Annotated in this window: 27 protein-coding genes and 1 tRNA gene; 17 read left to right on the top strand and 11 right to left on the bottom strand. The window is 71.5% G+C overall.

Annotated elements, in window-relative coordinates:
* Positions 1-11: 11 nt before the first annotated feature.
* Positions 12-1,064 (bottom strand): alpha/beta hydrolase fold domain-containing protein, encoded by a 1,053-nt coding sequence (locus tag AB0M80_RS12480; RefSeq protein WP_364562763.1) that lies wholly within the window; start codon positions 1,062-1,064, stop codon positions 12-14.
* A gap of 127 nt (positions 1,065-1,191) precedes the next feature.
* On the opposite strand from AB0M80_RS12480, the gene AB0M80_RS12475 reads away from it, so the two are divergent.
* From AB0M80_RS12475 to AB0M80_RS12450, 6 genes are all read left to right on the top strand, one after another.
* Positions 1,192-1,764: an NAD(P)H-dependent oxidoreductase gene (locus AB0M80_RS12475; protein WP_364562760.1), complete on the top strand. Its 573-nt coding sequence runs from the start codon at positions 1,192-1,194 to the stop codon at positions 1,762-1,764.
* Positions 1,765-1,898: 134 nt separating this feature from the next.
* Complete coding sequence (locus tag AB0M80_RS12470) at positions 1,899-2,321, top strand: organic hydroperoxide resistance protein (protein ID WP_364562757.1); 423 nt, start codon at positions 1,899-1,901, stop codon at positions 2,319-2,321.
* A 46-nt stretch (positions 2,322-2,367) separates the two neighbouring features.
* Positions 2,368-2,844, top strand: coding sequence for a DNA starvation/stationary phase protection protein (locus tag AB0M80_RS12465; protein ID WP_364562754.1), 477 nt, complete (start codon positions 2,368-2,370; stop codon positions 2,842-2,844).
* Between the two features lie 73 nt (positions 2,845-2,917).
* Complete coding sequence (locus tag AB0M80_RS12460; RefSeq protein ID WP_364562751.1) at positions 2,918-4,306, top strand: glutamate decarboxylase; 1,389 nt, start codon at positions 2,918-2,920, stop codon at positions 4,304-4,306.
* Positions 4,307-4,353: 47 nt separating this feature from the next.
* On the top strand, positions 4,354-4,980 hold the full coding sequence (locus AB0M80_RS12455; protein ID WP_364562748.1) for a TIGR03085 family metal-binding protein: 627 nt from the start codon (positions 4,354-4,356) through the stop codon (positions 4,978-4,980).
* 35 nt (positions 4,981-5,015) lie between these two features.
* Positions 5,016-5,201: a tautomerase family protein gene (locus tag AB0M80_RS12450; protein WP_013230573.1), complete on the top strand. Its 186-nt coding sequence runs from the start codon at positions 5,016-5,018 to the stop codon at positions 5,199-5,201.
* Between the two features lie 61 nt (positions 5,202-5,262).
* Here AB0M80_RS12450 and AB0M80_RS12445 read toward each other — a convergent pair whose 3' ends face one another.
* Positions 5,263-7,113, bottom strand: a complete 1,851-nt coding sequence (locus tag AB0M80_RS12445; protein WP_364562745.1) for a prolyl oligopeptidase family serine peptidase — start codon at positions 7,111-7,113, stop codon at positions 5,263-5,265.
* Positions 7,114-7,152: 39 nt separating this feature from the next.
* Here AB0M80_RS12445 and AB0M80_RS12440 point away from each other — a divergent pair, with 39 nt between their 5' ends.
* Positions 7,153-7,923 carry a methyltransferase domain-containing protein gene (locus AB0M80_RS12440; protein WP_364562742.1) on the top strand — a complete coding sequence of 257 codons (771 nt, stop codon included), beginning with the start codon at positions 7,153-7,155 and terminating at the stop codon, positions 7,921-7,923.
* 41 nt (positions 7,924-7,964) lie between these two features.
* Here AB0M80_RS12440 and AB0M80_RS12435 read toward each other — a convergent pair.
* Positions 7,965-8,038 (bottom strand) — tRNA-Pro (locus AB0M80_RS12435).
* Positions 8,039-8,067: 29 nt separating this feature from the next.
* Positions 8,068-9,048 (bottom strand): metallophosphoesterase, encoded by a 981-nt coding sequence (locus AB0M80_RS12430; protein ID WP_364562740.1) that lies wholly within the window; start codon positions 9,046-9,048, stop codon positions 8,068-8,070.
* 181 nt (positions 9,049-9,229) lie between these two features.
* Here AB0M80_RS12430 and AB0M80_RS12425 point away from each other — a divergent pair, with 181 nt between their 5' ends.
* On the top strand, positions 9,230-10,945 hold the full coding sequence (locus AB0M80_RS12425; protein WP_364562738.1) for a protein kinase: 1,716 nt from the start codon (positions 9,230-9,232) through the stop codon (positions 10,943-10,945).
* A gap of 391 nt (positions 10,946-11,336) precedes the next feature.
* On the opposite strand, the gene AB0M80_RS12420 is transcribed toward AB0M80_RS12425, so the two are convergent.
* Positions 11,337-13,517 carry a transglycosylase domain-containing protein gene (locus tag AB0M80_RS12420; protein ID WP_364562737.1) on the bottom strand — a complete coding sequence of 727 codons (2,181 nt, stop codon included), beginning with the start codon at positions 13,515-13,517 and terminating at the stop codon, positions 11,337-11,339.
* A gap of 344 nt (positions 13,518-13,861) precedes the next feature.
* Between AB0M80_RS12420 and AB0M80_RS12415 the strand changes: the two genes are divergently transcribed.
* Positions 13,862-14,158, top strand: a complete 297-nt coding sequence (locus AB0M80_RS12415) for a WhiB family transcriptional regulator (protein WP_364562735.1) — start codon at positions 13,862-13,864, stop codon at positions 14,156-14,158.
* Between the two features lie 60 nt (positions 14,159-14,218).
* On the opposite strand, the gene AB0M80_RS12410 is transcribed toward AB0M80_RS12415, so the two are convergent.
* From AB0M80_RS12410 to AB0M80_RS12400, 3 genes are read right to left on the bottom strand one after another with little or no spacing between them, the layout of a single operon-like run.
* A complete protein-coding gene (locus AB0M80_RS12410; protein ID WP_364562733.1) occupies positions 14,219-15,328 on the bottom strand; it encodes an ArsA family ATPase in 1,110 nt (369 codons plus the stop codon).
* Complete coding sequence (locus AB0M80_RS12405) at positions 15,325-16,332, bottom strand: ArsA-related P-loop ATPase (protein WP_364562732.1); 1,008 nt, start codon at positions 16,330-16,332, stop codon at positions 15,325-15,327. The genes AB0M80_RS12410 and AB0M80_RS12405 overlap by 4 nt, the downstream gene beginning before the upstream one ends.
* Positions 16,333-16,353: 21 nt before the next feature.
* The gene (locus AB0M80_RS12400; protein WP_364562731.1) at positions 16,354-16,602 is read right to left on the bottom strand and encodes a hypothetical protein; all 249 of its coding nucleotides are present in this window, start codon (positions 16,600-16,602) and stop codon (positions 16,354-16,356) included.
* A gap of 112 nt (positions 16,603-16,714) precedes the next feature.
* Here AB0M80_RS12400 and AB0M80_RS12395 point away from each other — a divergent pair, with 112 nt between their 5' ends.
* From AB0M80_RS12395 to AB0M80_RS12365, 7 genes are all read left to right on the top strand, one after another.
* Complete coding sequence (locus AB0M80_RS12395; RefSeq protein WP_003068074.1) at positions 16,715-16,876, top strand: DUF4177 domain-containing protein; 162 nt, start codon at positions 16,715-16,717, stop codon at positions 16,874-16,876.
* Positions 16,877-16,880: 4 nt separating this feature from the next.
* Positions 16,881-17,336 carry a RidA family protein gene (locus tag AB0M80_RS12390; protein WP_364562729.1) on the top strand — a complete coding sequence of 152 codons (456 nt, stop codon included), beginning with the start codon at positions 16,881-16,883 and terminating at the stop codon, positions 17,334-17,336.
* Positions 17,336-17,962: a hypothetical protein gene (locus tag AB0M80_RS12385; protein WP_364562728.1), complete on the top strand. Its 627-nt coding sequence runs from the start codon at positions 17,336-17,338 to the stop codon at positions 17,960-17,962. Before AB0M80_RS12390 ends, AB0M80_RS12385 begins: the two co-directional genes overlap by 1 nt.
* A 36-nt stretch (positions 17,963-17,998) precedes the next feature.
* Positions 17,999-19,135, top strand: a complete 1,137-nt coding sequence (locus AB0M80_RS12380) for a hypothetical protein (protein ID WP_364562726.1) — start codon at positions 17,999-18,001, stop codon at positions 19,133-19,135.
* A 112-nt stretch (positions 19,136-19,247) separates the two neighbouring features.
* Positions 19,248-20,066, top strand: coding sequence for an NUDIX hydrolase (locus AB0M80_RS12375; protein WP_364562724.1), 819 nt, complete (start codon positions 19,248-19,250; stop codon positions 20,064-20,066).
* Positions 20,063-20,830: an MBL fold metallo-hydrolase gene (locus AB0M80_RS12370; protein ID WP_364562722.1), complete on the top strand. Its 768-nt coding sequence runs from the start codon at positions 20,063-20,065 to the stop codon at positions 20,828-20,830. The genes AB0M80_RS12375 and AB0M80_RS12370 overlap by 4 nt, the downstream gene beginning before the upstream one ends.
* Positions 20,827-21,081, top strand: a complete 255-nt coding sequence (locus AB0M80_RS12365; protein ID WP_043789066.1) for a glutaredoxin domain-containing protein — start codon at positions 20,827-20,829, stop codon at positions 21,079-21,081. Before AB0M80_RS12370 ends, AB0M80_RS12365 begins: the two co-directional genes overlap by 4 nt.
* On the opposite strand, the gene AB0M80_RS12360 is transcribed toward AB0M80_RS12365, so the two are convergent.
* Both AB0M80_RS12360 and AB0M80_RS12355 read right to left on the bottom strand, forming a co-directional pair.
* Positions 21,059-22,222 carry a carboxylesterase family protein gene (locus tag AB0M80_RS12360; RefSeq protein WP_364562720.1) on the bottom strand — a complete coding sequence of 388 codons (1,164 nt, stop codon included), beginning with the start codon at positions 22,220-22,222 and terminating at the stop codon, positions 21,059-21,061. The genes AB0M80_RS12365 and AB0M80_RS12360 overlap by 23 nt on opposite strands.
* Positions 22,219-23,040 carry a VOC family protein gene (locus AB0M80_RS12355; RefSeq protein WP_364562717.1) on the bottom strand — a complete coding sequence of 274 codons (822 nt, stop codon included), beginning with the start codon at positions 23,038-23,040 and terminating at the stop codon, positions 22,219-22,221. The genes AB0M80_RS12360 and AB0M80_RS12355 overlap by 4 nt, the downstream gene beginning before the upstream one ends.
* Positions 23,041-23,123: 83 nt before the next feature.
* Between AB0M80_RS12355 and AB0M80_RS12350 the strand changes: the two genes are divergently transcribed.
* Positions 23,124-24,086 carry an Lrp/AsnC family transcriptional regulator gene (locus tag AB0M80_RS12350; RefSeq protein WP_364562714.1) on the top strand — a complete coding sequence of 321 codons (963 nt, stop codon included), beginning with the start codon at positions 23,124-23,126 and terminating at the stop codon, positions 24,084-24,086.
* 1 nt (position 24,087) lies between these two features.
* Here the strand turns inward: AB0M80_RS12350 and AB0M80_RS12345 are convergent, their stop codons facing one another.
* The gene (locus AB0M80_RS12345; protein ID WP_364562711.1) at positions 24,088-25,146 is read right to left on the bottom strand and encodes a DNA polymerase III subunit beta; all 1,059 of its coding nucleotides are present in this window, start codon (positions 25,144-25,146) and stop codon (positions 24,088-24,090) included.
* Positions 25,147-25,173: the final 27 nt, after the last annotated feature.

Below are 25,173 nucleotides of genomic sequence, written 5' to 3'. Positions count from 1 at the left end.
AACCGGCCGGATCAGTCCCGTTTGGACAGTCCCTGCCGCAGGGCACCCGCCGTCTCCGCCAGCGCCTCGCGGAAGCGGGTGCCGACGCCGGTGAAGTTGATGAACCCGTGGATCAGGTCGTCGTGGCGGCGGAGCGCGACGTCGACCCCGGCGGCGGCGAGCTTCTCCGCGTACGCCTCGCCTTCGTCGCGCAACGGGTCGAACCCCGCCGTGACGATCAAGGCGGGCGGCAGGCCGCTCAGGTCCTCCGCGCGCAGCGGCGAAAGCCGCGGGTCGGTCAGGTCGGTGCCCTCGGGCACGTAGTGGCCTTCGAACCACTTCATGTGCACGTCGGTCAGGAACAGGTCCTCGGCGAACAGGTCCTGCGAGCGGTAGCGCTGCGCGAAGTCCGTCGCCGGGTAGATCAGCAGCTGGAACGCCGGTACCGGCCCGCCCCGGCGCACGGCCTGCTGGGCGGTCACGGCGGCGAGGTTGCCGCCCGCGCTGTCGCCGCCGACGGCGATCCGCGCCGGGTCGGCGCCGAGATCGCCCGCCTTCGCCACCGCGTATTCGAACGCCGCCAGCGCGTCTTCCGTCGCCGCCGGGAACGGGAACTCCGGGGCCAGCCGGTACTCGATCGACAGCACCCGGACCCCGGCGTGCTTGGCCAGGAAGCGGACGGCGTTGTCGTGGCTCGAGCGGGTGCCGATCACCCAGCCGCCGCCGTGGAAGAACACCAGGAGCGGCGACTTCTCCGGCAGCCCGGCCGGCGTGTAGAGCGTCGCCGGCAACTCGCCGTCCGGCGTCGGCACGGCGGTCTCGCGGACCGAAACGGGCTCGATCGGTTTGCCGCTGACCAGGTGCCTGCTCAGGTCGATCAGGGCCCGGGACTGCTCGACCGAGCCGCGCACCAGCTCGGCGCGGGCGATCTTCTGCAGCCGGAGCAGCAGCTGGGCGTCGAGCGCGAGTTCCTGGCCGTCGATGCGGACCGGCCGGCCCGCGACCGCCCGCCGCACCGGCGTGGGCAGCCAGAACGTGAGCTGCGACGCGGCCGCCTGAGCGCGGATCGGGAGCGGGATCGCCATGGTTCCTCCATAAGCGTGGGGACTGCCCTGGAGGTTACTCGCCAGTAGGTAGCTGGTCCAGCTGTGACCGGGACCTCGGTCCCAGAGTCTGGTCCTCCAGTTAAGTAGAGGGGTTAGCCTGGAAGGCGTGACTCCAGCCAGGACGGTGAACGTGCTCGGGATCGGCGGCTCTCTGCGCGAGGGCTCCCAGTCCGAACGCGCGCTGCAGATCGCGCTCGACGGCGCGGCCGAAGCGGGCGTCCGGACCCGGCTGCTCACCGGCCCGGAACTCGTCCTGCCGTTCTACGACGCCGGCGTGCCGGAGCGCGACGAGCGGGCCACGCGGCTGGTGGAGGCCATCCGGGAGGCCGACGGGCTCATCGTCGTCTCGCCCGGTTACCACGGCGCGCTGTCCGGCCTGGTCAAGAACGCCCTGGACTACGTCGAGGACCTGCGCGAGGACCGCCGTCCGTACCTCGACGGCCGCGCGGTGGGCCTCGCCGCCGTTGCGTACGGCTGGCAGGCCGCGGTGACCACGCTCGAGCAGCTCCGCACGATCACGCACGCCCTGCGCGGTTGGGCCACCCCGCTCGGCGGCTCGATCAACTCGGCCGAGACCAAGTTCGACGAAGCCGGCGGTGCGTCGGACGAGAAAAGCGTCCGCACCCTTCGCCTGATCGGGCGGCAGGTCGCCGAATTCGCGGTGATGCGCGCCGCATGACGTTTCGCCCGAGGACCGCCGGGTAAGCCAACCACGTGATGCCTGCCATGTGGGGGCACCGTTCCGCGAGTGCGGGATGTTGTGTCCGGTGAGACGCTCGCTGTGGAGCGTCCGGGACAGAAGGCAGGCTGAGCATGGGTCAGGCGATCTACACGGCGGTGGCAACGGCACGCGGCGACGGCCGCAACGGCGAAGTGACGTCGTCGGACGGCGTCATCGACGAGTCGCTGGCCATCCCGAAGGAGATGGGCGGCCCCGGTGGGGACAAGACCAACCCCGAGCAGCTCTTCGCCGCCGGTTACTCGGCCTGCTTCCACAGCGCCCTGCAGCTGGTCGCCCGCCAGGCGAAGCTCCCGCTGAACGGCTCGACGGTGACCGCGGAGGTCAGCGTGCTCAAGCAGGAGGTCGGCTTCGGCCTCGGCGTCGCGCTGAACGTTTCGCTGCCGGGTCTCGAGCAGGCTCAGGCCGACCAGCTGGTCGAGCAGGCGCACCAGGTGTGCCCCTACTCCAACGCGACCCGCGGCAACATCGAGGTCGCGCTCTCCGCCACCGTCTGACCTCCCGCACCAGGTCCGAACCAGTACCAGGAAAGGATCACGCCAGATGAGCAAGTCTCCGATCAAGAGCCCGCTTTCCGAGGCCGACAAGGAGATCACCGGCAACGCCCTGCAGGCGACGCTGGTCGACCTGGTCGACCTGTCCCTCATCGCCAAGCAGGCGCACTGGAACGTCGTCGGATCGAACTTCCGCAGCGCGCACCTGCAGCTCGACGAGCTCGTCAACACGGCCCGCCAGTACGTCGACGAGGTCGCCGAGCGCGCCAACGCCATCGGCATCTCGCCGAACGGCAAGGCGAAGACCGTCGTCGAGAGCTCGGGCGTGCCCGAGTACCCCGACAACTGGCAGTCGGTCGAGGCCACGGTCGCCGCGATCGTCGACATCCTCTCGGCGCTCATCGAGCGGCTGCGCCAGCGCATCGACGAGACCGACAAGAGCGACCTCGTCACGCAGGACCTGCTGATCGAGATCACCCGGGCGCTGGAAGAGGCGCACTGGATGTGGCAGGCCCAGCAAGCCTGATTTTTCCTCCCAAAGGGGCCGTTCCGGATGGAGCGGCCCCTTTCGCGCGCGTGCGCCCAGTACGTTCGGTGGCATGGTCTTGCATCAGGGGAAAGCCGACCGCCCGGACCGCGCCGGCGGGACGAACCCGCTCTACGCCGGGGCGAACCCGGCGCTGGCGGCCGGGTTCGTCATGCCGCGCGACAAGCTGCGCGCCGAGTCGCTGCCGCCGGACACCGCGCTGCAGCTCGTGCGCGACGAGCTGATGCTGGACGGCAACGCGCGGCTCAACCTCGCCACCTTCGTCACGACGTGGATGGAGCCGCAGGCACGCGAGCTGATGGCCGATTGCGTCGACAAGAACATGATCGACAAGGACGAGTACCCGCAGACGGCCGAGCTCGAGCGCCGCTGCGTGAACATCCTCGCCGACCTGTGGCACGCGCCCGATCCCGCGGAGATCATGGGCTGCTCGACGACCGGGTCGTCGGAAGCGTGCATGCTCGCCGGGATGGCGTTGAAACGGCGCTGGGCCCGGCTGGGCCGCAGCGGGAAGCCGAACCTGGTGATGGGCGCGAACGTCCAGGTCTGCTGGGAGAAGTTCTGCGAGTACTGGGAGGTCGAGCCGCGGCTGGTGCCGATGGACGGCGACCGGTTCCACCTCACCGCGGCCGAAGCCGTGGCGCGGTGCGACGAGAACACGATCGGCGTGGTCGCGATCCTCGGCTCCACCTTCGACGGCAGCTACGAGCCGGTCGCGGAGATCGCCGCGGCGCTGGACGCGCTGGAAGAGCGCACCGGCTGGCCCATCCCGGTGCACGTCGACGGCGCTTCGGGCGCGATGATCGCGCCGTTCCTCGACCCGGAGCTGGTGTGGGACTTCCGGCTGCCGCGCGTGGCGTCGATCAACACGTCCGGCCACAAGTACGGGCTCGTGTACCCGGGCGTCGGCTGGGTGCTCTGGCGCGACAAGGCCGCGTTGCCGGCCGAGCTGGTGTTCAACGTGAACTACCTCGGCGGTGACATGCCGACGTTCGCGTTGAACTTCTCCCGCCCGGGCGCCGAGGTCGTCGCCCAGTACTACACGTTCGTGCGGCTCGGCCGGGACGGCTTCCGCGCGGTCCAGCAGGCCTCGCGCGACGTCGCCGTGCACCTGTCGTCCGGGATCGCCTCGCTGGGACCGTTCTCCTTGCTGACCCGCGGCGACCAGCTGCCGGTGTTCGCGTTCACGACCCGCCCGGACGCGGGCTTTGACGTCTTCGACGTGTCCCGCCGGTTGCGCGAGCGCGGCTGGCTCATCCCGGCGTACACGTTCCCGGAGAACCGGACGGACCTGGCGGTGCTGCGGATCGTGGTCCGCAACGGCTTCACGCACGACCTGGCGGACCTGCTGCTGGCGGACCTGGCCCGAGTGCTGCCGGAGCTGGCGGAACTGGGCGGCCGCCCGAAGGACCCGGCGAAGGCGACCGCCTTCCACCACTAGCTCACATCCCGTCGCCACCGGCTCTACCGGCGGGTAGCGTCGACCACATGGGTGTCGCTGCTGATGAACGCCAGGCGCTGACCGCGCTCCTCGAAGACCTCGGGCCCGACGCGCCGACGTTGTGCGAAGGGTGGGCGACGCGAGACCTCGCCGCGCACCTCGTTGTGCGGGAGCACCGGCTGGACGCCGCGCCCGGCATTCTCGTGCCCGCGCTCGCCGACTACACCCGGAAAGTCCAGGACCGCTACGCCGGCCGCCCGTGGGCGAGCCTGGTCGAGCAGGTTCGGCGGGGGCCGTCGAAGTTCTGGCCCACCGCCATCGGACCGCTCGACGAACTCACCAACGCCGCCGAGTTCCTCGTGCACCACGAAGATGTCCGGCGCGCGCAGCCCGGTTGGCAGCCACGGCCCGCCGAGACCGTCCGGGACGCTGCCGCGTGGCGGTCGGCCAAGCAAGCCGCCAAGCTCAACCTGCGCAAAGCGCCCGTCGGCGTGACGCTCAAGACCCGCGACGGCCGCGAGGCCGCCGTCAAGACCGGGCCCGATCCCGTCACCGTGGTGGGCGAACCGGTGGACCTGCTCCTGTTCGTCTTCGGCCGCGATGCCGTGCACCTGGACTTCGAGGGCCACGCCGCCGCCGTCACGAAGCTGCAGTCGGTGAACCGGGGGCTCTAGGCTTCGCGGCGTCCCCGTCTAACGCAGGAGCCGCCATGCCGATGATCAGCGTTGCCATGTTCCCCGGCCGCACGCCCGCCCAGAAGAGCGCCCTGGTCCGAGAGCTGACCGACGCCTTCATCCGCACCTGCGGCGGCAAGCCGGAGGGCGTCCAGGTGACGCTCGTCGAGGTCGGTGCCGACCACTGGGCCACCGGCGGTGTCCTGCACTCCGAACGCTGAAAAGCCAATGCCACCTTGAGGGACTCAACGTCCCTCAAGGTGGCATTTACGGACTTGCGGGTCAGCGCAGGCCGAGGGCCCGCAGCGCGAAGTGGACCTCGATCGCCGTCTGCTTGATCGTCTCGGCGATCACCAGCGAGCCGTGGCCGGCGTCGTAGCGGTAGAACTCGTGGTGCAGGTCGCGGCCGCCGAGCCGGTCGAGGTAGTTCTCGATCTGGCGGATCGGGCAGCGCGGGTCGTTGTCACCGGCCAGCACGAGCACCGGCGCGGCGACGGCGTCGACGTACGTGATCGGCGAGCAGTCCCGGTACACCGCGGGCACGTCCTCCGGCGAGCCGCCGAAGAGCGCGCGGTCGAACGAGCGCAACTGCTCCATCTCGTCCTCGTACGCCGCGACGTAGTCCGCGACCGGCACCCCGGCGACCCCCGCCGCCCACCGCGACGGCTGCGTGCCGAGCGCCAGCAGGGACAGGTAGCCGCCCCACGAAGCGCCGTTCACGACGCACTTCGCCGGATCGCTGAGTCCACTTTGGATGGCCCAGTCGTGGACCGCGGCGACGTCTTCCAGCTCGGTCAGGCCGGGACGGCCCTCGATGGCGTCGCGCCAGGCCGAGCCGTAACCGGTCGAGCCGCGGTAGTTGACCTCGACCACGGCGAACCCGGCGTCGAGCCAGGTCGCGCGGTAGGCGGAGAAGCGGTCCTCGTCCGCCGCGTGCGGGCCGCCGTGCAGGGAGAACACCGTCGGCAGCGGACCGTCCGGCGCGCCGGACGGCCGCGAGACCAGCGCGTGGATCCGCCCGCCGACGCCTTCGACGAACGCGTCGGTCACCGGCTCCGACCCCGGCGCCCGCTCACCCGGCGGCTCGAGCAGGATCGAATCGGTTCCGTCGGCGGTCCGCGCCCGCACCGCGGCCGGCTCGGCGGCGCTCGACCACGAGTACTCGACCGTGCCGTCCGGGCGGACGCCCGCCCCGCCGATCCGGCCGGCCGGAGTGTCCACAGAGGACAACTCGGCCGTGTCGAGGTCGTAGCGGTACAGCGAACTGCGGCCCTCGTGGAAGCGGACGACCAGCAAGGCGCGCGCGTCCGGGTACCAGCCGGCGACGACCTCACCGGGCAGGTCGAGCTCGATCTCGGTCTCCGTGCCGGCCCGGACGTCCCAGACGAGCAGCTCCTCGCGGCCCCGCCGTTCGTGCAGGACCAGCAGCCGCTGGTCCCCGGGCAGCGGCGAGAATTCGAGCGCGGACAGGCCCTTGCCCTCGCCGTCCCAGAGCTCCGCGACGGTCTCGAACCCGTCGGTGGCGAGCACCCGCAGCGCGGGGTGCCGCGAGTCGCCGTGCTCGGAGTGCGAAATCGCGATCAGGCTTTCGTCGCGGGAGAGGGCCGCGATGCCGGCGTCGTCCGGGTGGCTGTAGAAGCGGCGCGTCTCGCCCTTGACGCGGGCGAACAGCTCGCTGCCGTCGTCGGTCGAGACGCCGACCGCGACGATCCCGGTGCCGATCTCGAGCCCGGCCGGGTAGCCGTCGTGGACGTCCGGGACGGCCTTCTCCGGCTTGCTGCCCTCGGTCGCGGCGAACGGCTCGCGGACCCAGGAGCCGAACTCGTCGCCGTCGGTGTCGTCGAACCACCAGATCCACTCGCCGTCCGGGGACGGCGTGGCGTGCAGGGTGCCGTTGGGCCGGTCGGTGACGCGCCGGTGCTCGTCCGTCGCGCGGTTCCAGGCGTACACCTCCCAGACACCGCTGGCGTTGGAGACGTAGACGTTGGCTTCGGGCGCGTCGCGGGCCCACTCGGGCACGGAGATGCGCGGGGCGTGGAAGCGGGCGCGCCAGCGGGCTTCGGCTTCGGCGTCGTCGAACAGCCGGTCCGGGACCACCGCGGGCGGATATTGGTTGGCTGACTGCGTGCTCACCCCTCGATCCTGCCACCATCTGGCCGTACTGTGTGCGGGGTGCTGGAGGGTTATGCGCCGGGCTACGGGCGAGACGCGGTTTCGATGATGTCCGCGCGTACGGCGGCGGAGCGCGCGATGTTCGCCCAGCCCCTGTTCCGGCCGGGGATGTGGGTGGTCGACCTCGGCTGCGGCCCCGGCTCGATCACCCTGGGCCTGGCCGCGGAGTCCCGGGTGACCGGCGTCGACCGCGACGCGGGCCAGATCGCGATGGCCCGGGACGCCGCCCGTCGCGCCGGAAGGTCCACAGTGGACTTCGTGGTGGCGTCGGCGTACGACTTGCCGTTCGCGGACGGCAGCGTCGATGTCGCCTTTTCGCACGCGCTGTTCGAACACCTCTCCCGGCCGCGGGACGCGCTGGCGGAACTGGGCCGCGTGCTGAAGCCGGGCGGCAGGCTGGCGTTGTCCACTTCGGACTGGAGCAAGGCGCGCCTGCGTCCGAAGACCGCGAACGTCGACGCGGCCCTACGCGGTCACTACCTGCTGCGCCGCCGCGCGGGCGGCGACCCGTTCGCGGGCCGCACGATCGCGGACCACTGCGCGTCGGCCGGCTTCAGGGACGTGGTCTCGCACGCCCGCTACCGCTCGGACATGACGTACCGCGAGCTGGCGAAGTACGTGGAGTCGCGCCTGGACGAGGCGCTGGAGGACCCGGACTTCGGCCGCGACCGGGACCAGCTGGCGAGCGCGGCTCGTTCGGCGTTGGCGTGGGTCCGCGGCGGTGACGGCGACTTCAGCCAGTGCTGGGTGGAAGTGATGGCGACCCGCTGAAACCAGAAGAGCCGGTGTCCGAAGACACCGGCTCTTACTCGTCGGGGTGGCGGGATTCGAACCCACGACCTCCTCGACCCGAACGAGGCACGCTACCAAGCTGCGCCACACCCCGAGGTACTGCTTAACGGGTCGTGGAGAAGTCTAGCGGACGCTGTCGCGGGCTTTGCGGCGGGCCGACTTTTGCGGTTCCGGCGCCCCCGAACCGCGCGGGACCAGCGTCAACAGGCTGGCCTCCGGCGGGCACGCGAACCGCGCCGGCGCCCACGGCGACGTCCCCAGCCCGGCCGACACGTGCAGCCACATGTGCGCCCCCCACCTCGACGCGCCCCGCGCCCGGCTGCGATCCAGGTCACAGTTGGTGACGATGGCGCCGTAACCCGGAAGCCGGAGCTGGCCGCCGTGGGTGTGGCCGGCCAGGACCAGGTCGTAACCGTCCGTGGCGAACGTGTCGAGGACCCGGGGCTCCGGTGAGTGCGTGACGCCGATGCGGACGGCCGCGCCGCTGTCGGCCGGGCCCGCGATGTCGGTGTAGCGGTCGCGGCGCAGGTGCGGGTCGTCGACGCCGGCCGCGAAGACCCGCTGCCCGCCGACGTCGATCGTGCGGCGGACGTGCGTCAGGTCGGCCCAGCCGTGCTCGACGAACGCCGCGCGCAGGTCGCGCCACGGCAGCTGGACGCCGTGGATGCGCTTCTTCTTGCCGTGCGGCATCAGGTAGCGGGCCGGGTTCTTCGGCTTGGGCGCGTAGTAGTCGTTGCTGCCGAAGACGAAGACGCCGGGCCGGTCGAGCAGCGGGCCCAGCGCGCGCAGCACCGACGGGACGGCGCTCCGGTGCGACAGGTTGTCGCCGGTGTTGACGACCAGGTCCGGGTTCAGCTCGTCGAGCGCGGCGACCCAGCGCTGCTTGCTGTGGTGGCCGGGCAGCATGTGCAGGTCCGAGACGTGCAGGATGGTGAACGGCCGGGAGCCGGGCGCCAGCACCGGGAGTTCGGCGGTGCGGAGGGTCCAGCGGCGGCGTTCGACGCCGACGGCGTAACCGAGGGTCGCGGCGCCGAGCGCCAGCGTCCCCGCGGCCAAGCGCTTCGCGGTCGCCCCTGACGTGCTTGTGTTACTGAGCGTGCTCACGAGACCCAGGATACGTGCTCAACGGTTGGATGACTTCGCCCCCGGTCCGGGGAACCTGCCGCTTAGCATCTGCGTCGGCCCGATGACGGGTTTCTTTTCGGGGGTTCCGGGTGGCGGAGCCCCCGGCCCGGGGCGCAGCCCCGGCTGTCACGGTTTCGAGCCGGGGGGCTTGGGGAGAACGATGGAGCAGTTCGGGCCGTACCGGATCGAAGGCCTGCTGGGCCGCGGTGGCATGGGCGAGGTCCACCGCGCCTACGACACGGCGCACGACCGCGTCGTCGCGCTGAAGCTGTTGTCCGACCCGTTCGTCGCCGACGAAGCCTTCCGGGCGCGGTTCCGCCGCGAGTCGCAGATCGTCGCGCGGCTGCGGGAACCGCACGTGATCCCGATCCACGCCTACGGCGAAATCGACGGCCGCCTCTACCTCGACATGCGGCTCGTCGAGGGCCAGGACCTCAAGGAACTCCTGGCGGCCGGGCCGCTCGAGCCCGCGCGGGCCGCCGGGATCGTGGCCCAGGTCGCGGGCGCGCTCGACGCGGCCCACGCGGACGGCCTGGTGCACCGCGACGTCAAGCCGTCGAACGTGCTCGTCACGAGCGCCGACTTCGTGTACCTGGTGGACTTCGGCATCGCGCGGTCGATGACCGCCGAGGGGACGTCGATCACCGGTACCGGCAACGTGATCGGCACCCTGGACTACATGGCGCCGGAACGCTTCGGCGACGCCCCGATCACCGGCCTGGTCGACGTCTACGCGCTCGCGTGCGTGTTCTTCGAATGCCTCACCGGTCACCGCCCGTTCCCGGCCGAGGGCGCGGCGGCGCAGATGGGTGCGCACCTGACCGCGCCGCCGCCGCTGCTGGCCCGGGCGCGCCCGGGCCTGCCGGTGGCCTTGGACGCCGTGGTGGCCCGTGGCATGGCGAAGAACCCCGCCGACCGGTACCCGACGGCGGGGGCGTTCGCCGACGCCGTCCGGGCGGCGCTCACTGCGCCCGTCCAGCCGATCCCGACGTGGCAGAAGACGCTGCCGGGCGTGGTGCCGCACGCTGCTCCGGCGCCGCTGACCCCGCCGCGGCCGATGCCGCTCCCGACGGCGTCCCACCCTGGCCCGCCGACCGGGTCGTACCCGGGCCCGCAGCTGTTCACCGCGCCGTCCGGCAAGGTCGCCCCCGGGGCACCGCCGCCACCCCGGCCGCAGCGGAACCGGTGGATCGCACTGTGCGCCGCACTGGCGGGAATCGTCGTGGTGGCGCTGGTGATCACGTACGTCGTGACGCGGGACCGGACGACGCAGACGGCCGGACCGGGGCCGACGAGCTCCAACGAGATCCCGTCGCCGTCGCCGTCACCGGAAACATCCACGGAGACCTCGGCGTCTCCGTCCACTTCGGAATCGAAGCCGCCGCACGACGAGCGACTGGCCGCCGCGGTGCCGCCGATCTACCGGACGTGCACCGACGCGGCGGCTCCCGCCGGAGCGGCCGCTGCGGTCGAGTGCGCCGGTTCGACCGTCGGTGACGTCAAGATCGGCAACGTCTGGTTCCCGGAGCCGACCGGCGCGCGATTCCTCCGCTTCGCCGACGCCGCGGCGATGGACGCGTTCTTCCAGAACATCGTGAAGACACAGGGCCTCACCCGCAACGACGCGCAGGGAGCGTGCCGCCCCAACAAGTACCCCAAGATCTGGGGCACGTACTACCGGGCGGAGGCGCCCAACCCGGTCCCGGGCGAGTACCTGACCTGCTACCTGGGCGACCCGGCCCAGCTGGTGTGGACGGAGAAGAAGAACCTGGTGGCGGGCATCCTGCTGTCCACGAAGGTCAGCACCACCGACGAACTCGACAAGCTCTACGGGTGGTGGAACTCGCTGGTCCTGTCGGACATGGGAAGCGGCTGACCGGTTCAGCCCGAAAGCTCCACGTCGCCGGCAATGGGCACACCCCGCACGGAATCCGGCAGGCCCGCAGGGCAGTTCCGGTCCGCGGCGACAGCCTGTAAGCCGACTTCGAAGTCGGCTGAGCTCGTTGGTTGACATTCGTCAGCGCCAGCGCACACCGGTCTCGTTGTACTGCTGGACCGCCGGCGAACCGATCAGCGGCGACAACGTCTGGTACTCGGGAAGGTACAGCTATGTCGAGAACGGAGTCCCTACTGGGCCGACGGCTGGGTGACCGGCTACTACCTGGCCACCGGGCACGATCCGGCACCGCAGATCAAGCACTGCTGACGGAGACGAACCGAAGCGGGGCGGGAGGTGGCACACCTCCCGCCCCGCTTCCGGCTTGAACCTAGCGCGCCCCGCCGCCCATGTACTGCGGGTCCGCGGGTGGGAGCTCCATCCTCGGCTGGCTGGCGTCGAGGATGTTCTTCATCGCGCCGAACCACGTCCGGGCCGGGGCCTTGCCGCCGAAGATGTTCCCGGTCGGGCACACGCGGACGTTGCCCGGACCGGCGTCGCAGATACCGCCCTGGCCGCCGCCGAACTTGAACGTCATCGCCGCGCCCGCCAGCTGGGGCGTGCCGCCGACGAACGTCGCCGAGACGTTGCCCTGCGTCGTGCCCGTCTTGCCGATGAGCGGGCGGTCCCAGCCGACGTCGGCCGCCGCGCGGAACGAGGTGCCGCCCGGCTGGTCGTCCTTGCTCATGCCGACGGCGAGGGTGTTCGCCAGCCCCTCGGGCACCGCCTGCTCGCACGGGGCTTCCTTGACCGGCACCGGCTTGCCGTTGCGGTCGGTCACCCCGGCGATCGGCGTCGGCGGGCACCAGACGCCACCGGACAGAATCGTCGCCGCGACGTTGCCCAGCTCCAGGCCGCTCAGGGGGCTGAAGCCCAGGGTGAACGCGCCGAAGCCGGGGTTGTTGCCTCGCGGGCCGTAGAACTCGGCCTGGCTCAGCCGCTTCTCGTCCCTGTCCGCCTTCGGATCGACCGGCCCGCCCCCGGCGTTGCTCGTCATCGTGTCGCGCATCCCGAGCCGCTTGGCCATGTCGATGGCCGGGGCCGTGCTGCCGAGCCGGTCCTCGAGTTCCACGAACGTGGTGTTCGGGGACGTCGCGAGGGCGGTCTGGAGCGTCGCGTTCGCGGCGGTCTTGCTGTAGTCGGCCGCGTTGCCGACGCAGTACCAGTAGGTGTTGGGCTTTCCCGTCGGCGTGGTGCTGCAACCGCCCTTGCCGGTCGTGAACACGTGCGAGGTATAGGTCTCCGGTAGGTCCACCGGCGAATAAATCCCCACTAGCCTCTTGTCGAGTGCCGCGGCGCTGGTGAAGATCTTGTACGTCGATCCCGCACCACCGGTGTTGTAGACGCCGGTGGGCAGCGCATATGTCGTCTGCCCCGCGTTCTGGTCCTGGCCGTAGTCGCGGTTCGACGCCAGCGCGACCACTTCGTGCCGGTCCTTGCCCGGCTTGACCAAGGACAACGTGTTCGCCACGTACTGCTGGGTCTTCTTGACCTGAGCCTCCGCCGAGACCTTCGCCTCGTGGTTGGCGCGTTCGTCCAGCGTGCTCTTGATCGTGTAGCCGCCGGTGTAGAGCTGGTCCTTGGTCATCCCGCTGGCCTTGAGCAGGTAGTCCTCGACGTACTGGCAGAAGAACCCGGCCTCCGGGCCCGCGCCGATGCAGTTGGCCGCCGGCTTCTTCGGGGTGTCCGGGACCACGCCCAGCGGCTCGGCCTTGAACCGGTCCGCGTCGGCCTTCGCCAGCTTCTTGTTGTCCACCATGCGGTCGAGCACCAGGTTGCGGCGCGCGGTGGCCTTGTCCGGGTGCTTCCACGGGTCGTTGTTGATCGGGTTGTTCACCAGGCCGGCCAGCAGCGCGGCCTGCGGCACGGTGAGCTTCTCCGGGGTCGTGTCGAAGTACGCGTGCGCGGCCGCGCCGATGCCGTAGATCTGCCGGGAGAACTCGACGATGTTGAGGTAGCCGGCGAGGATCTGCTGCTTGGTCAGCTTCGTCTCGAGCTGGATCGCGATCCGCGCTTCCTTGAGCTTGCGGGCGATCGACTGCTCCTGGGCCTTCTTCTGGCCGATCGGGTCGTTCCGGTAGACGACGTTGATCAGGTAGTTCTTGGTGTACTGCTGGGTCAGCGTCGAGGCGCCCTGGGTGTCGGCGCCGGTGGTGTTGCTGACGGCCGCGCGCAGCGTGCCCTGCCAGTCGACGCCGTGGTGCTCGTAGAACCGCTTGTCCTCGACCGAGACCAAGGCCCACTTCATGGCCTCGTTGATCTGGTTCTCGGTGATCGGCAGCCGGTACTGGTCGTACAGCGTCGCGATCGGCTTGCCGGTGCTGTCGGTGACCGTCGTCACCAGCGGCGGCGGGATGTCGGCGAGGTCGGAGGAGGTCTTCTCCACCGTCTCGCTGGCCTGGTTCGACATGACGCCGGCGGCCCCCACGACGGGGAAGAGCATGCCGGCGACGAGCACCCCCGCGAGCAGACAGAGGCCGATGAGCTTGAACAAACCATCCGCTTTTCGCACGAGGGCCAGGCTACCCGGAGTGAGTCAGGCGCCGGTGACGCCGTGTCTTCGAAGGTGTGAAATCAGTGACAAAACCGACCCCCTTTGGTGACAACTGGTAACGGAAGGCATTCTGGGTCTTGGCGGGGGGAACCGAAGGCCCCTACAGTCCGTCAACGTCTCACGAAGAAAAGCCGACGGATGGATCAACGCGGGTGGGAGCTCGCCTGGTCCGAACGGCGGCACCGGCACCGGGGAGGTGCCCGGGTAACCGACGTGAGCTGAGGGAGACACGCTCGCGGGGGCAGGGCGCGCAGTGCCTTTCCCCGCTGGTGCGTCGATCACCAGGGTAGGGAGCTGGGGGTATGGAAACCAACCAGTCGAGCTGGCGAATCAACGCGTCCTGCCGGGACGCCGATCCGGACGGCCTGTTCGTCCGGGGTGCGGAGCAGAACCGGGCGAAAGCCGTCTGCATGGGCTGCCCGGTCCGCACGGAATGCCTCGCCGAAGCACTCGACGGCCGGATCAACTTCGGCGTCTGGGGTGGCATGACCGAACGGGAGCGGCGAGCGCTGCTGCGCCGCCGCCCCGACGTGGAGAGCTGGGCCGATCTGCTCGAAGCGGCCAAGCGGGACGCGAAGGAACGTGTCGAGGTCGGTTGAGCGGCCGCGGGCGGCGCGGTCCTGCTGCCGCGCCGCCCGTGCGGCTCGGCCACGTCGGTTTCAGCCGGCGAGTTTCACGCCGATGTCGCGCAGGCCCTCGAGGTCGTGCACGTCACCGGCCAGTGCGGGCACCCGGGCCAGCGCCACTTCGGGGTGCGCCCGGGTGAACCGCGCGAGCAGCCGTTCCTCGCGGGCGGCGAGGCCGACGCGGTCCGCGTGCAGCCGCAGCACCGCTTCGGCCAGGGGGGCGTTCGGCAGCGACTCGGCCGCCGCCAGTGCCTCCGCGGCCGACAGCTTCGCGAGCACCGGGTGCGTCCGGTTCGCGATCAGCCCGGCCAGTGGCATCGACTCGGCCGACAGCCGCTCCACGAAGTAGGACGCCTCGCGCAGCGCGTCCGGCTCCGGCGCCGCCACGACCAGGAACGACGTCCCGGACGAGCGCAGCAGCTCCGCCGTCTTGCGGGCGCGCTCGCGGAAGCCGCCGAACATGCTGTCGAACGCCTGCATGAACGCCGACGCGTCGGTCAGCAGCTGGCCGCCGATGATCGTCGACACCGCCTTGGCGAACATCGAGAACCCGGCGTTGACGACCTTGCGCAGGCCCCAGCCGCCGGCCTTCGCCGGGGCGGTGAGCAGCCGGATCATCCGGCCGTCCAGCGCGCTCGACAGCCGGGTCGGCGCGTCCAGGAAGTCCAGCGCCGACCGGCTCGGCGGGGTGTCCACGATGATCAGGTCCCATTCGCCGGTGGCCGCGAGCTGGCCCAGCTTCTCCATCGCCATGTACTCCTGCGTGCCGGAGAACGACGTGGAAATCGTTTGGTAGAAGGGGTTCTGCAGCAGCTGCTCGGCGCGCTCCGGCCCGGCGTGCACGCGCACCATGTCGTCGAAGGTGCGGCGCATGTCGAGCATCATCGCCCACAGCTCGCCCTTCGGCTCGAACCCCTCGACCTGCACCTGCCTCGGGTGGTTGCCGAGTTCGCGCAGGCCGAGCGCCTGCGCCAGCCGGCGCGCGGGGTCGATCGTCAAGACCACGGTCTGGCGCCCGCGCTCGGCCGCGCGCAGGGCCAGCGCCGCGGCCGTGGTGGTCTTGCCTACGCCGCCGGAGCCGCAGCAGACGATCACGCGGCTTTCCGGGTCGTCGAGCAACGCGTCGATGTCGATGGCGGTCACAACCGCACCCCCTGGTCGGTCAGGGCCTCGGCCAGGTCGTAGAGGGCCGCGACGTCGACGCCTTCGGTCAGGTCCGGCAGCTCCAGGGTGGGCAGATCGGCCTCGGCGAGCTGCTCCCGGGCCCGCTGCTCGGCGGCGACCCGCACGGCGTGCTCCACGGTCTCGTCGACCAGCGCGTCCAGCGTCGTCTGCGGCAGCTTCAGCCCGGCCGCCGCCAGCCCGGAGCGGACGCGGGAGGCGTCGACGCGGCCGTCCGCGGCGGCGGTCACCGAGCGGGCGGGCAGCCGCGGCGGCCGGACCCGGTTGACCAGCACCGCGCCCGGGCGCAGGTCAGCGCCGTCGAGCTCGGCCACCGCCTCGAGGGTTTCGCGCACCGGCATCTCCTCCAGCAGCGTGGCCAGGTGCACCGCCGTCTCGCCGGAGTGCAGCAACCGCACCACGCCCTCGGCCTGGCCGCGGATCGGGCCGGTCTTGGCGAGGTCGGTCAGCGCCTTGGTGACGTCGAGGAACTTGACGACCCGGCCGGTCGGCGGCGAGTCGACGACGACGGCGTCGTAGGTGTGCCGCCCGTCGGACTCGGTCCGGCCGACGCACTCCTTGATCTTCCCGGTGAGCAGGACGTCACGCAGGCCCGGCGCGAGCGTGGTCGCGAACTCGATCGCGCCCATCCGCCGCAGCGTGCGCCCGGCGAAGCCGAGGTTGTAGAACATTTCGAAGTACTCGAGCAGCGCGGCTTCGACGTCGATGTGCAGCGCGCGCAGCTCTCCACCACCCGGGACGGCGGCGATGCGCTGCTCGGCGTAGGGCAGCGGCTCGGTGTCGAAGAGCTGGGCGATGCCCTGGCGGCCTTCGACCTCGATGAGCAGCACGCGGCGGCCTTCGCGGGCGAGCGCGAGCCCGAGCGCCGCGGCGAGCGTCGTCTTTCCGGTCCCGCCCTTGCCGGTGACGAAGTGCAGCCGGGCGCGGGCAAGCTCGTCGGTCCAGCCGGCATGGGAAGAGGTCACGTCTTCACCCTAAATCAGCGTTCAGCTGGCCAGCAGCATGACGCTGACCGCAGCCGCGACCGCCGCGACGAGCACCCAGCTCAGGACGCCGGGCAGCACGGTCAGGGTGAGCACGCCCACCACGACCAGCAGCGTGAAGGTGATCACCCCGCCGACCGCGACCTGGCCGGAGCTCTGCGTCCGGTCACGCACCTTCGCCATCACGACGAGCACCAGGGGCAGCCCGGCCGCCGCGAGCAGTGCCGTCGCGATCACGCGCCACGTTTCCACCCGGCCACGCTAGCCGGAGATCGACGTGAGATGGACCACAGCCCGGCGCGTCGCCGCCCGTTTTCCGGCGGTGGCCCCCGGAGCTCTTGCCCGCTTGGCTACGCTCCCGGCTATGAGCGCCACCAAGTGGGAGTACGCCACCGTCCCTCTGCTGATCCACGCCACGAAGCAGATCCTCGACCAATGGGGCGAGGACGGCTGGGAGCTGGTCACCGTGCTGCCGAACCCGAGCGGGGAGCAGCACGTCGCCTACCTGAAGCGTCCGAAGGGCTGACCCGGTGAGCTGGAGCGAACGGCTGAAGGAGCTCGGCATCGAGCTGCCCGGCGTGGCGGCCCCGCTGGCCGCGTACGTGCCCGCCGTCCAGAGCGGCCAGCACGTCTACACCTCCGGCCAGCTGCCCTTCGTCGACGGCGTCCTCGCCGCGACCGGCAAGGTCGGCGCGGAGATCAGCCCCGAAGAGGCGAAGGGCCACGCTCGCACCTCCGCGCTCAACGCGCTCGCGGCCGTGCACGCGCTGGTGGGCATTGACAACGTCACGCGGATCGTCAAGGTTGTCGGGTTCGTGGCTTCCGCGGAGGGCTTCACCGGTCAGCCGGCGGTCGTCAACGGCGCGTCCGAACTGCTGGGCGAGGTCTTCGGCGACGCGGGCATCCACGCCCGGTCGGCGGTCGGCGTCGCGGAGCTGCCCATCGGCTCGCCGGTGGAGGTCGAACTCATCGTGGAGGTGCAGTGATGGATCCGGACATCGAGCAGTCCACCCACGAGCTGCTGCTCCGGCTGGCCGGGCGGCTGCCCGACCAGCTGCTGTGGCGGTTCCGCGACTGGCTCGGCGAAGGCGCCATGGGCACCCTCGCCCGGACCCTGCCGAGGTCTTTGCTTAAGCACAGGATCGACCTCGACCAAACGGAGTACCGGCTGCTCGTGGCCGGTCTCATCCCGCACGGCGCCGACTGGCACCAGGTCAGTTCGACCCTGGGGGTAGACGACGTCTCCGAGAACCGGTACACATTCACGTCGAGTGCGCCCGAATGGGTTAACTCGGTCGACTCCGTGTCCGTGTTGATCCACGCAACGTTGCGGGGACGCCCGGACGTGGGGGAAGTGCGGCAGAGCTGGCGACACGTCGGTGTGGTCGGGCAGGGAACCGCCAAGCGCGTCCTGCTGATCACCGCGCTGACGGGGCTACCGAGGTTGACCGGCGAACTGCAGCGGGTGCTGCGGGTCCTGGGCGACGAAGAGCCCAGCGTCGAGGTCATCCCGCCGCGCTTCGACCTGCCGGGGTACCACCGGGCCGCGCTGGCCGACTCAGAGCTGGTCTGCGTGGGCGCCGTGGCGGGGACCCGGCTAGTAGCCGCATAACGCTCGCCCGCCAGCGAGCTGGGAGGGAGCAAGGCAATGGTGGAGGTCCACGACGGCCCGCCCATGGACGGGTTCTCGGTGCCCCTGCGCCTGCACAACCTGTTGCTGGCCCTGGCGGGCCGGATCGACGACAGCGCGCTCACCGAAGCACGTGAGCTGATCGCCCGGGCCCACATCGACGAGGCGGTCGAGCTGACCACCGGCACGCTCATCGCGGGCCGGATCCCGGTCAGCTCCGCCGAGCAGCGCGAGCTCGCGCTGGTCCTCGAGATGAGCCGGTCGGACGCGACGCTGGCGAACGATCTGCTGGTCGACGAGGCCGAACCGGTCAACGCGCACCGGTTCAGCGGCGAGAACGCCCCGGAGTTCGGCATCGCCGAGGCGCTCGACCGGACGCTGCAGGTGCTGCCGGACGTCCGGTCGGTGCACGCGGTGTGGCGCAACACCCCGGCCGGCAGCGTGCCGGGTGCGCTGCCGCAGCGCGTGGTGCTCGTCGAGCTGGGGCCGGAGGGCAATCCGCCCGCCGTCGCGTTCCGCGTCGACACGGCGTTGCGCCGGGCCGGGATCCACTCGGTCGTCGAGGTCAGCGGCCCCGGCGTCGCGCACTCCGAATACCACCTGGCCGCTTCGGCGGCCGCGTCGCCGGCCTGGGTGACCGGGAGCACGACGTCGACCTCGTCGTCGTACCGCCCGGAGCCCGCCAAGCCGTCGGCGCCGGTGACGTCGGAACCGGTCGCGGAGTCGGGCAGCAGGCACAGCATGCGGTCCGCCACCGCCACGACGGCGCCGGCCGAGCCGGTGGCCCCGGTGGTGCCGATCGTGTCGCCGCAGCCCGCCCCCGAGCCGCCCCGCAAGGCGCGGTCCGAGCGGTCCGAGACGCGGGCCGAGCGCACCGCCGACCTGACCCCGGCCGAGGTGGCGCAACTGCGGCAGGCGCTGGCCGAGGACCCGGAGAAGGGCCGCGAGATCGCCGCGGGCAAGCCGTCCATGCACGAGGTCGTCGAGCTGCCGGCGCTGGATCTGGACGACCCGAGCCTGAGCGAGCGCGACCGGGCGCTGCTGCGCGAGCTGCACGCCGAGCTGGCCGAGCGCGAGCGGGCCGAGGCGGCGAAGATGCGCCTCAACGGTGCGTCTCGGTCCGGCGGTGACCAGCGCGGCTGGACCGCTCCGTAAGGCCTTTTTCGCGAGAAGGCGGCACTTCCCCTCCGGGAGGTGCCGCCTTTTCGGTGTCCGGCGTGCCACAACTGCGCGACGGGACGTCGGGGTGCGGAGGTATGTTGCCCGGGTGGAGCAGCCAAAGGAGTTTGTCTTCGACATCCCGGTCGGCGCCGGGGTAGCCACCCGGGCCAACGCCGACGGCCCGCCGGCGACGCCGAAGGACGCGGCCACCGTGATCCTGGTCCGGGACGGCGCCGAGGGCGTCGAGATCTTCCTCCAGCACCGGGTCAAGGGCATGCCGTTCGCGGGCGGGATGACCGTCTTCCCGGGTGGCGGGGTCGACCGGCGGGACGCCGACACGTCGGTGGCGTGGGCCGGTCCGGCGCCGTCGTGGTGGGCTTCGCGGTTCGGCTGCGACGAGGCCCTCGCGCGGGCGCTGACCTGCGCGGCCGTGCGGGAGACGTTCGAGGAGTCCGGCGTGCTGCTCGCGGGCAGCGCGGACGCGGTGCTCACCGACGTCACGCCGTACGCGCCCGCCCGCCAGGCGCTGGAGACGCGGGAGGTGTCGCTGGCCGGGTTCCTCGCCGACGCGGGATTGACGCTGCGGGCCGACCTGCTGCGCCCGTGGGCGCACTGGATCACGCCCGAGCAGGAGCCGCGCCGGTACGACACCCGGTTCTACGTCGCGAAGCTGCCGGAAGGCCAGGAGGCCGACGGTGCGACGTCGGAGGCGTCGAGCTCCGGCTGGCAGCGTCCGGAAGATGCCATCGCCGACGCGCGCGAAGGCCGCCGGATGCTGATGCCGCCGACGTGGCTGACGCTGAGTGAGCTGGCGGAGTTCGCCACCGCCGACGACGTGCTGAACGCGCCGCGCGAGATCGTCCGGATCGCGCCCACGCTGGTGCGCGAGAACGACCAGGTCCGCGTCGTGCTGGAGCCGCGGTGAACGCCCCGGCTTACGGCGTGCTGCGCCGGGTGTCCGAGACGGCTTCGGTGCTGCTGGAGAACAACCCGTCGTCGATGACGCTCGAAGGCACCAACAGCTGGGTCCTGCGGGCGACGCCGGACACCCCGGCCGTGGTCGTCGACCCGGGTTACCGCGATCTCGCGCACCTCGAGCTCCTGGCCGGCGTCGGCGCGGTCGAGCTGGTCCTGCTGACGCACTGCCACCCCGACCACGCGGAGGGCGCGCCGTGGTTCGCCGAGCGCGTCGGCGCGCCGGTGCGGGCGTTCGACCCCGCGCTGTGCCTCGACGGGTCGTCCTTTGTGGACGGTGAGGTGGTTTCCGCCGGTGGCTTGGACATCCGGGTGCTGCACACGCCGGGGCACACCGACGACTCGGTGTCGCTGGTCCTCGACGGCCAGGTGCTGACCGGCGACACGATCCTCGGGCGCGGCACCACGGTGCTGCACGACCTCGGCGACTACCTGCGGTCGCTGCGGAGGCTGATCGAGCTGCCGGCGGGCACGGTCGGGCTGCCTGGGCACGGTCCAGAGCTCCCCGACCTGCCCGCGACCGCGCGCGAGTACCTTGCCCACCGGGAACAGCGGCTCGACCAGGTGCGTTCGGCCTTGGAGACGCTCGGGGCGGACGCCACTCCGCGCCAGGTCGTCGAGGTCGTCTACGCCGACGTCGACCGGGCGTTGTGGGCGCCTGCCGAATGGAGCGTGCAGGCGCAACTGGACTACTTGCGGTCGGAGGAAAAATGAGCAACGTCGAGGTCGAGTTCTACTGGCGCCCGGGGTGCGGGTTCTGCGCCGCGCTGGAGCGGCCGCTGTCGAAGAGCGGCTTCAACGTCCGCGCGATCAACATCTGGGAGGACCCGGCGGCGGCCGCGCGGGTGCGCGAGGTCGCGAACGGCAACGAGACGGTGCCGACCGTGATCGTCGGGTCGACGGCCATGGTCAATCCGTCGTTCGCGGAGGTCGAGGCCGCCGTCAAGGCAGCTTCGGCGGGCTGATCGCGCTGGGCCGCTCTCCGTGGAGGAAGGCGGCCCACACTGCGCGCAGCCCGGTTTCCTCTTCGAGGCCCTTCGGGGCGCCGGCGAGCATCGGCGCGTCCCAGACGTCGTGGGTGCCGAAGAGGAACGGGAGGTCGATGCAGTGGCAGGCGCCGAACCGGTTGCCCGGTGCCTGCCAGTCGAAGCGGTAGGTGAAGGCGCCGAGCTTCGCGGCCAGCCGGTCGCCTGCGAAGAAGCCGTTCGCGGCTTCGGCGACGTCTGGTGGTGCGTCCGGGACGAACGCGCGCAGCTCTTCGCGGGTCCAGCTGATGAGCGCGGGGCCTTCCGGCGCGGCTTCGATGAGGTCCTCGGCGACGAGATCGCCGTCAGCCACGAGCTGGAACGGTGGTTCCAGCGATCCTGGCTCGCCCGGCACCGAAACCTGGGCGGCCAGCAGCCGCTCGACCGGCGCTTCCCTCAAGTCCTCGCCGAGTTGTTGCTGCAGCCGAAGGGCATTCTGGTGGGCGTGCTCCCAAGTGGACGGTCGCATGGCGAGTGGAGCGCTCTGCAGGGCGATCCGCTTGACGAGGCCCTTGGTCCGCGGCGACGACCACAGGGCGAGCGTCGACTGCGCGCCGGCCGACTGCCCGCCGAGGGCGACGTCGGCCGGGTTCCCGCCGAACGCGGCGATGTTGTCGCGGACCCACTGCAGCGCGGCGAGCTGGTCGGCGATCCCGAGGTTGGGCGGGACCCCGTCCATGGCCAGGAAGCCGAGGGCACCGAGCCGGTAGTTGAGCGTCACGACGACGGCGTCCGCGTCGCGGGCCAAGCGCGTGCCGGTGTACCAGACCTGGCCGCCCGAGCCGCTGGAGAACCCGCCGCCGTGGATCCACACCAGCACCGGGCGTTTCCCGGTGGTTGACGGCGTGAAGACGTTGAGCGACAAGCAGTCCTCGCTCTGCGGCAGCGGCATCGGCCCGAGCGCGTGCTCCAGCCGTGACGGCGGCTGCGGCGCCGCGGGTCCTGCTTCGAGCGCGTCGCGAACGTCGGCCCACGGCGTCGGTGGCTTCGGTGCTTCGAAGCGTTTCGCGGTGGCGTAAGGGATTCCCCGGAAGGTACCGTCCGCGCCGCGGACCCGGCCAGTAGTGGTTTCGACGATCATCTTGTCTCCTCGAAGTACAGTGCGGCGCCACCGGCGTCCTCGGCGCGGACGAAGAACCCGCTCGCCCGGGTGGTGGTCGGGACGTGCTCGTCGACCAGCTTCCGTGCTTTCGCGAGATCCGCAACGGCCACGCCGTGGGCGGCGAAGAAGGGCAGTTCCCGGGTGGGTTCGCCGGGCAAGACGGCGTCGAGGTCGCTCGCGCCGACGATCTCGACCAGCTTGCGGCCCTGGGTGATCACGTCGTACCGCTTCCGGTACTCGCCGGCTTCGTCGTCGGGGACCACGAGGAGGATTCCGGCGACGGCACGGGCGCCGTTGGGGTGGTCGAGGTAGCGCGGCTGGTGGACGTACGCGGGGGTGAGGTGCTCGGCCGTGTGCAGGATGCCTTCGGGCGTGCGGTCGCGGCGGATGTGGACGCTGCGGAACCGCGCGGTGCGGGTGCCTTCGGGCAGTTCGACGTCGCGTTGCAGCGACAGCACCCCGGACGTCGAGAGTCCGGCTTTTCGCAGCCTGCGTTCGGCGTCTTCGGAATCGTCGACGCCGAAGGAGCAGCCGTGCAGGCCGTCGCCGCGGGCGTCGAGGATCGGCAGCACGCGCCACGGGTCGCCGGCGGCTTCGTCGACGATGCCGATCAGTTCGAGGAACGAGTCACCGAAGCAGGCGCAGCGGTTCGCCGTGCAGCTCGGGAGGAGCTCGCCGCCGTCGGTCAGGGACGCGAAGTGCCGCGACGGCGGGCTGAGCGTGAAGCCGAGTTCTTCGTAGCGCCGCCAGGTTTCTTCGTAGCGGTGGGTCAGGAAGACCGTGTGGTCGATGTTCACGCCTTCAGCGTCGGCCGCCTTGCCGGCGTGTTCCACCTGTGCCGGGATTCTGCGCGAAATCCGACATCGCCTAGGCTGATCTGGTGGAATCCGGCCTGCTCGACGACCTGGACCGCCGCCTGGCGCACGCGCTGCAGCTGGACGGCCGGGCGTCGTTCAGCACGGTTGCCGCGGTGCTGGGCGTCTCGGACCAGACGGTGGCGCGCCGCTACCGGAAGCTGCGGTCGTCCGGGGTGCTGCGGGTGGTCGGCGTGCCGGAGGCGGCGGCGCTCGGCCAGGCCCACTGGCTGGTGCGCCTGAGGTGCGTCCCGGACGCGGCGGCCGCGATCGCGGGCAGCCTGGCCCGCAGGGACGACACGCAGTGGGTGAGCCTGATGTCGGGCGGCACGGAGATCGCGTGCTTCATCCGGGCACCGCTGCGCGAGCAGGCGGACGGCCTGCTGCTGGGACAGCTGCCGCGAACGCCCCGGGTGTTGTCGATGACGGCGTACCGGCTGCTACGCCGTTTCGCGGGCGGCCCGGCGGGCTGGCCGGGCCGGTCGAACGCGTTGTCGGCTTCGCAGGTGTCTCGACTGCGCCGCCCTCTCTCGGGCATTGCGTATCGACCCGAGCCGGGCGACGCGGACCTGATGGCAGCTCTGGCCCACGACGGCCGAGCCGACATGTCGACACTGGCGACGGTGTGCGGCCGTTCGGAATCGACGGTCCGCCGTCGCCTGGAGGTGCTGCGGTCGTCGGGAGCGCTGTACTTCGACGTGGAGGTGGACGCGGCCTTGCTGGGCTACCCGCTGACGGCAACGTTGTGGCTGACGGTGGCGCCTTCGGCCCTGGAGTCGGCTGGGCGCGCGTTGGCGGGCCACCCGCAGGTGGCCTTCGCGGCGGCGACGACGGGCCCGGCGAACCTGGTGGCGAACGTCGGCTGCCGCGACGACGCGGCGCTGTACGAGTACCTGGCCGACGATCTGGGCGGGCTGCCGGGGGTGCAGCAGGTGGAGACGGCACCGATGATCCGGACGCTGAAGCGCTTCGGCACCCTGGAGCCGTGACCTACCTCGGCAGCATCGGCATCAGGTAGTACGTCAGCTCCACCTCCCCGGGCTCGGCGGCCCGCAGGATGCACGCCCGCATCCCCGGCTGGATCGACAGCACCACCCGCTCCCCGGCGAAGGCCTGCAGGGCGTCGAGCAGGTACCTCGCCTGGAACGATGGCGACGTCCGCCCGCCGCCGACGTCGGCCTTCAGCGTCTCCTCCGCTTCGCCCGTGTCCTGGCGGGCGCTCGCCAAGCGGACCTGGGTGTCGCCGACCTCCAGGGTCAGGACGCGCCTGTCCTCGGCGTACACCCCGACGCGGCGGACCGCCGCCGCCAGGGCGTCCGCCTCCAAGGACACCGTTGTGTCGACGGCCCCCGAGGGGATCGAGTCCTCCGACAGGAAGCCCGCGTCGAGGACCGCCGTGGCGACCAGACCGCCGTGCCAGCTCAGGCCGAAGCGGCCCGGGCCGACGTGCAGCCCGACCACGCCGCCGGCCTGGCGCGCCGCCTCGGACAGCAGTGTCGCCGGGACCAGGACGTCCAGCGAGCCCGGCGTGCGCAGTGGCAGCCGCGCCACCGCCATCCGGTAGCGGTCCGACGCGGTCAGGGTGAGGTGGTCACCTGCCTGCACGCGGACGCCGGTGAACAGGGGCAGCGGGTCGTCCTTCGCCGCCGTGCCCGCGACGATCCGCAGCGCCGACGCGAACGTTGCGCCGTCCACTTCGGACACGAGAACCGGTGGCTCGGACGTCACTTCGGAGCCGGGCAGGAGCGGCAGCGCGAACCGGGCGTTGTCCAGCCGCAACGCCAGACGCGTGCCTTCGACGACCAAGCGCACCAGTTCGGCGTCGAGCATCTTGAGCGTCTCCGCCAGTGGAGCCGCGGGGACGACGACCGAGCCGTCGGTGTGCGTGGTCGCCGGGCAGTCGAACCGGACGGCGAGGTCCGGGTCGCTGCCGGCGACCGTCAACCCGGCCGCCCCGGCCCGCAGCCTCAGCCCGGTGCGGGCCGGCAGCAGGCGCGACGCGGCGGAGACGGCCGCCGAGAGGCGGTGGGCAGGCGCGGTGACGTCCATGCTCGCAAGCTAGCGGGTGGCACCGAC

Origin of the sequence: Amycolatopsis sp. NPDC051045 (assembly GCF_040682955.1) — a bacterium.
Classification (GTDB): Bacteria; Actinomycetota; Actinomycetes; order Mycobacteriales; family Pseudonocardiaceae; genus Amycolatopsis.
The sequence above is the reverse complement of the archived record's forward strand: the minus strand, read 5'-3'. Positions and strand labels throughout refer to the sequence as shown.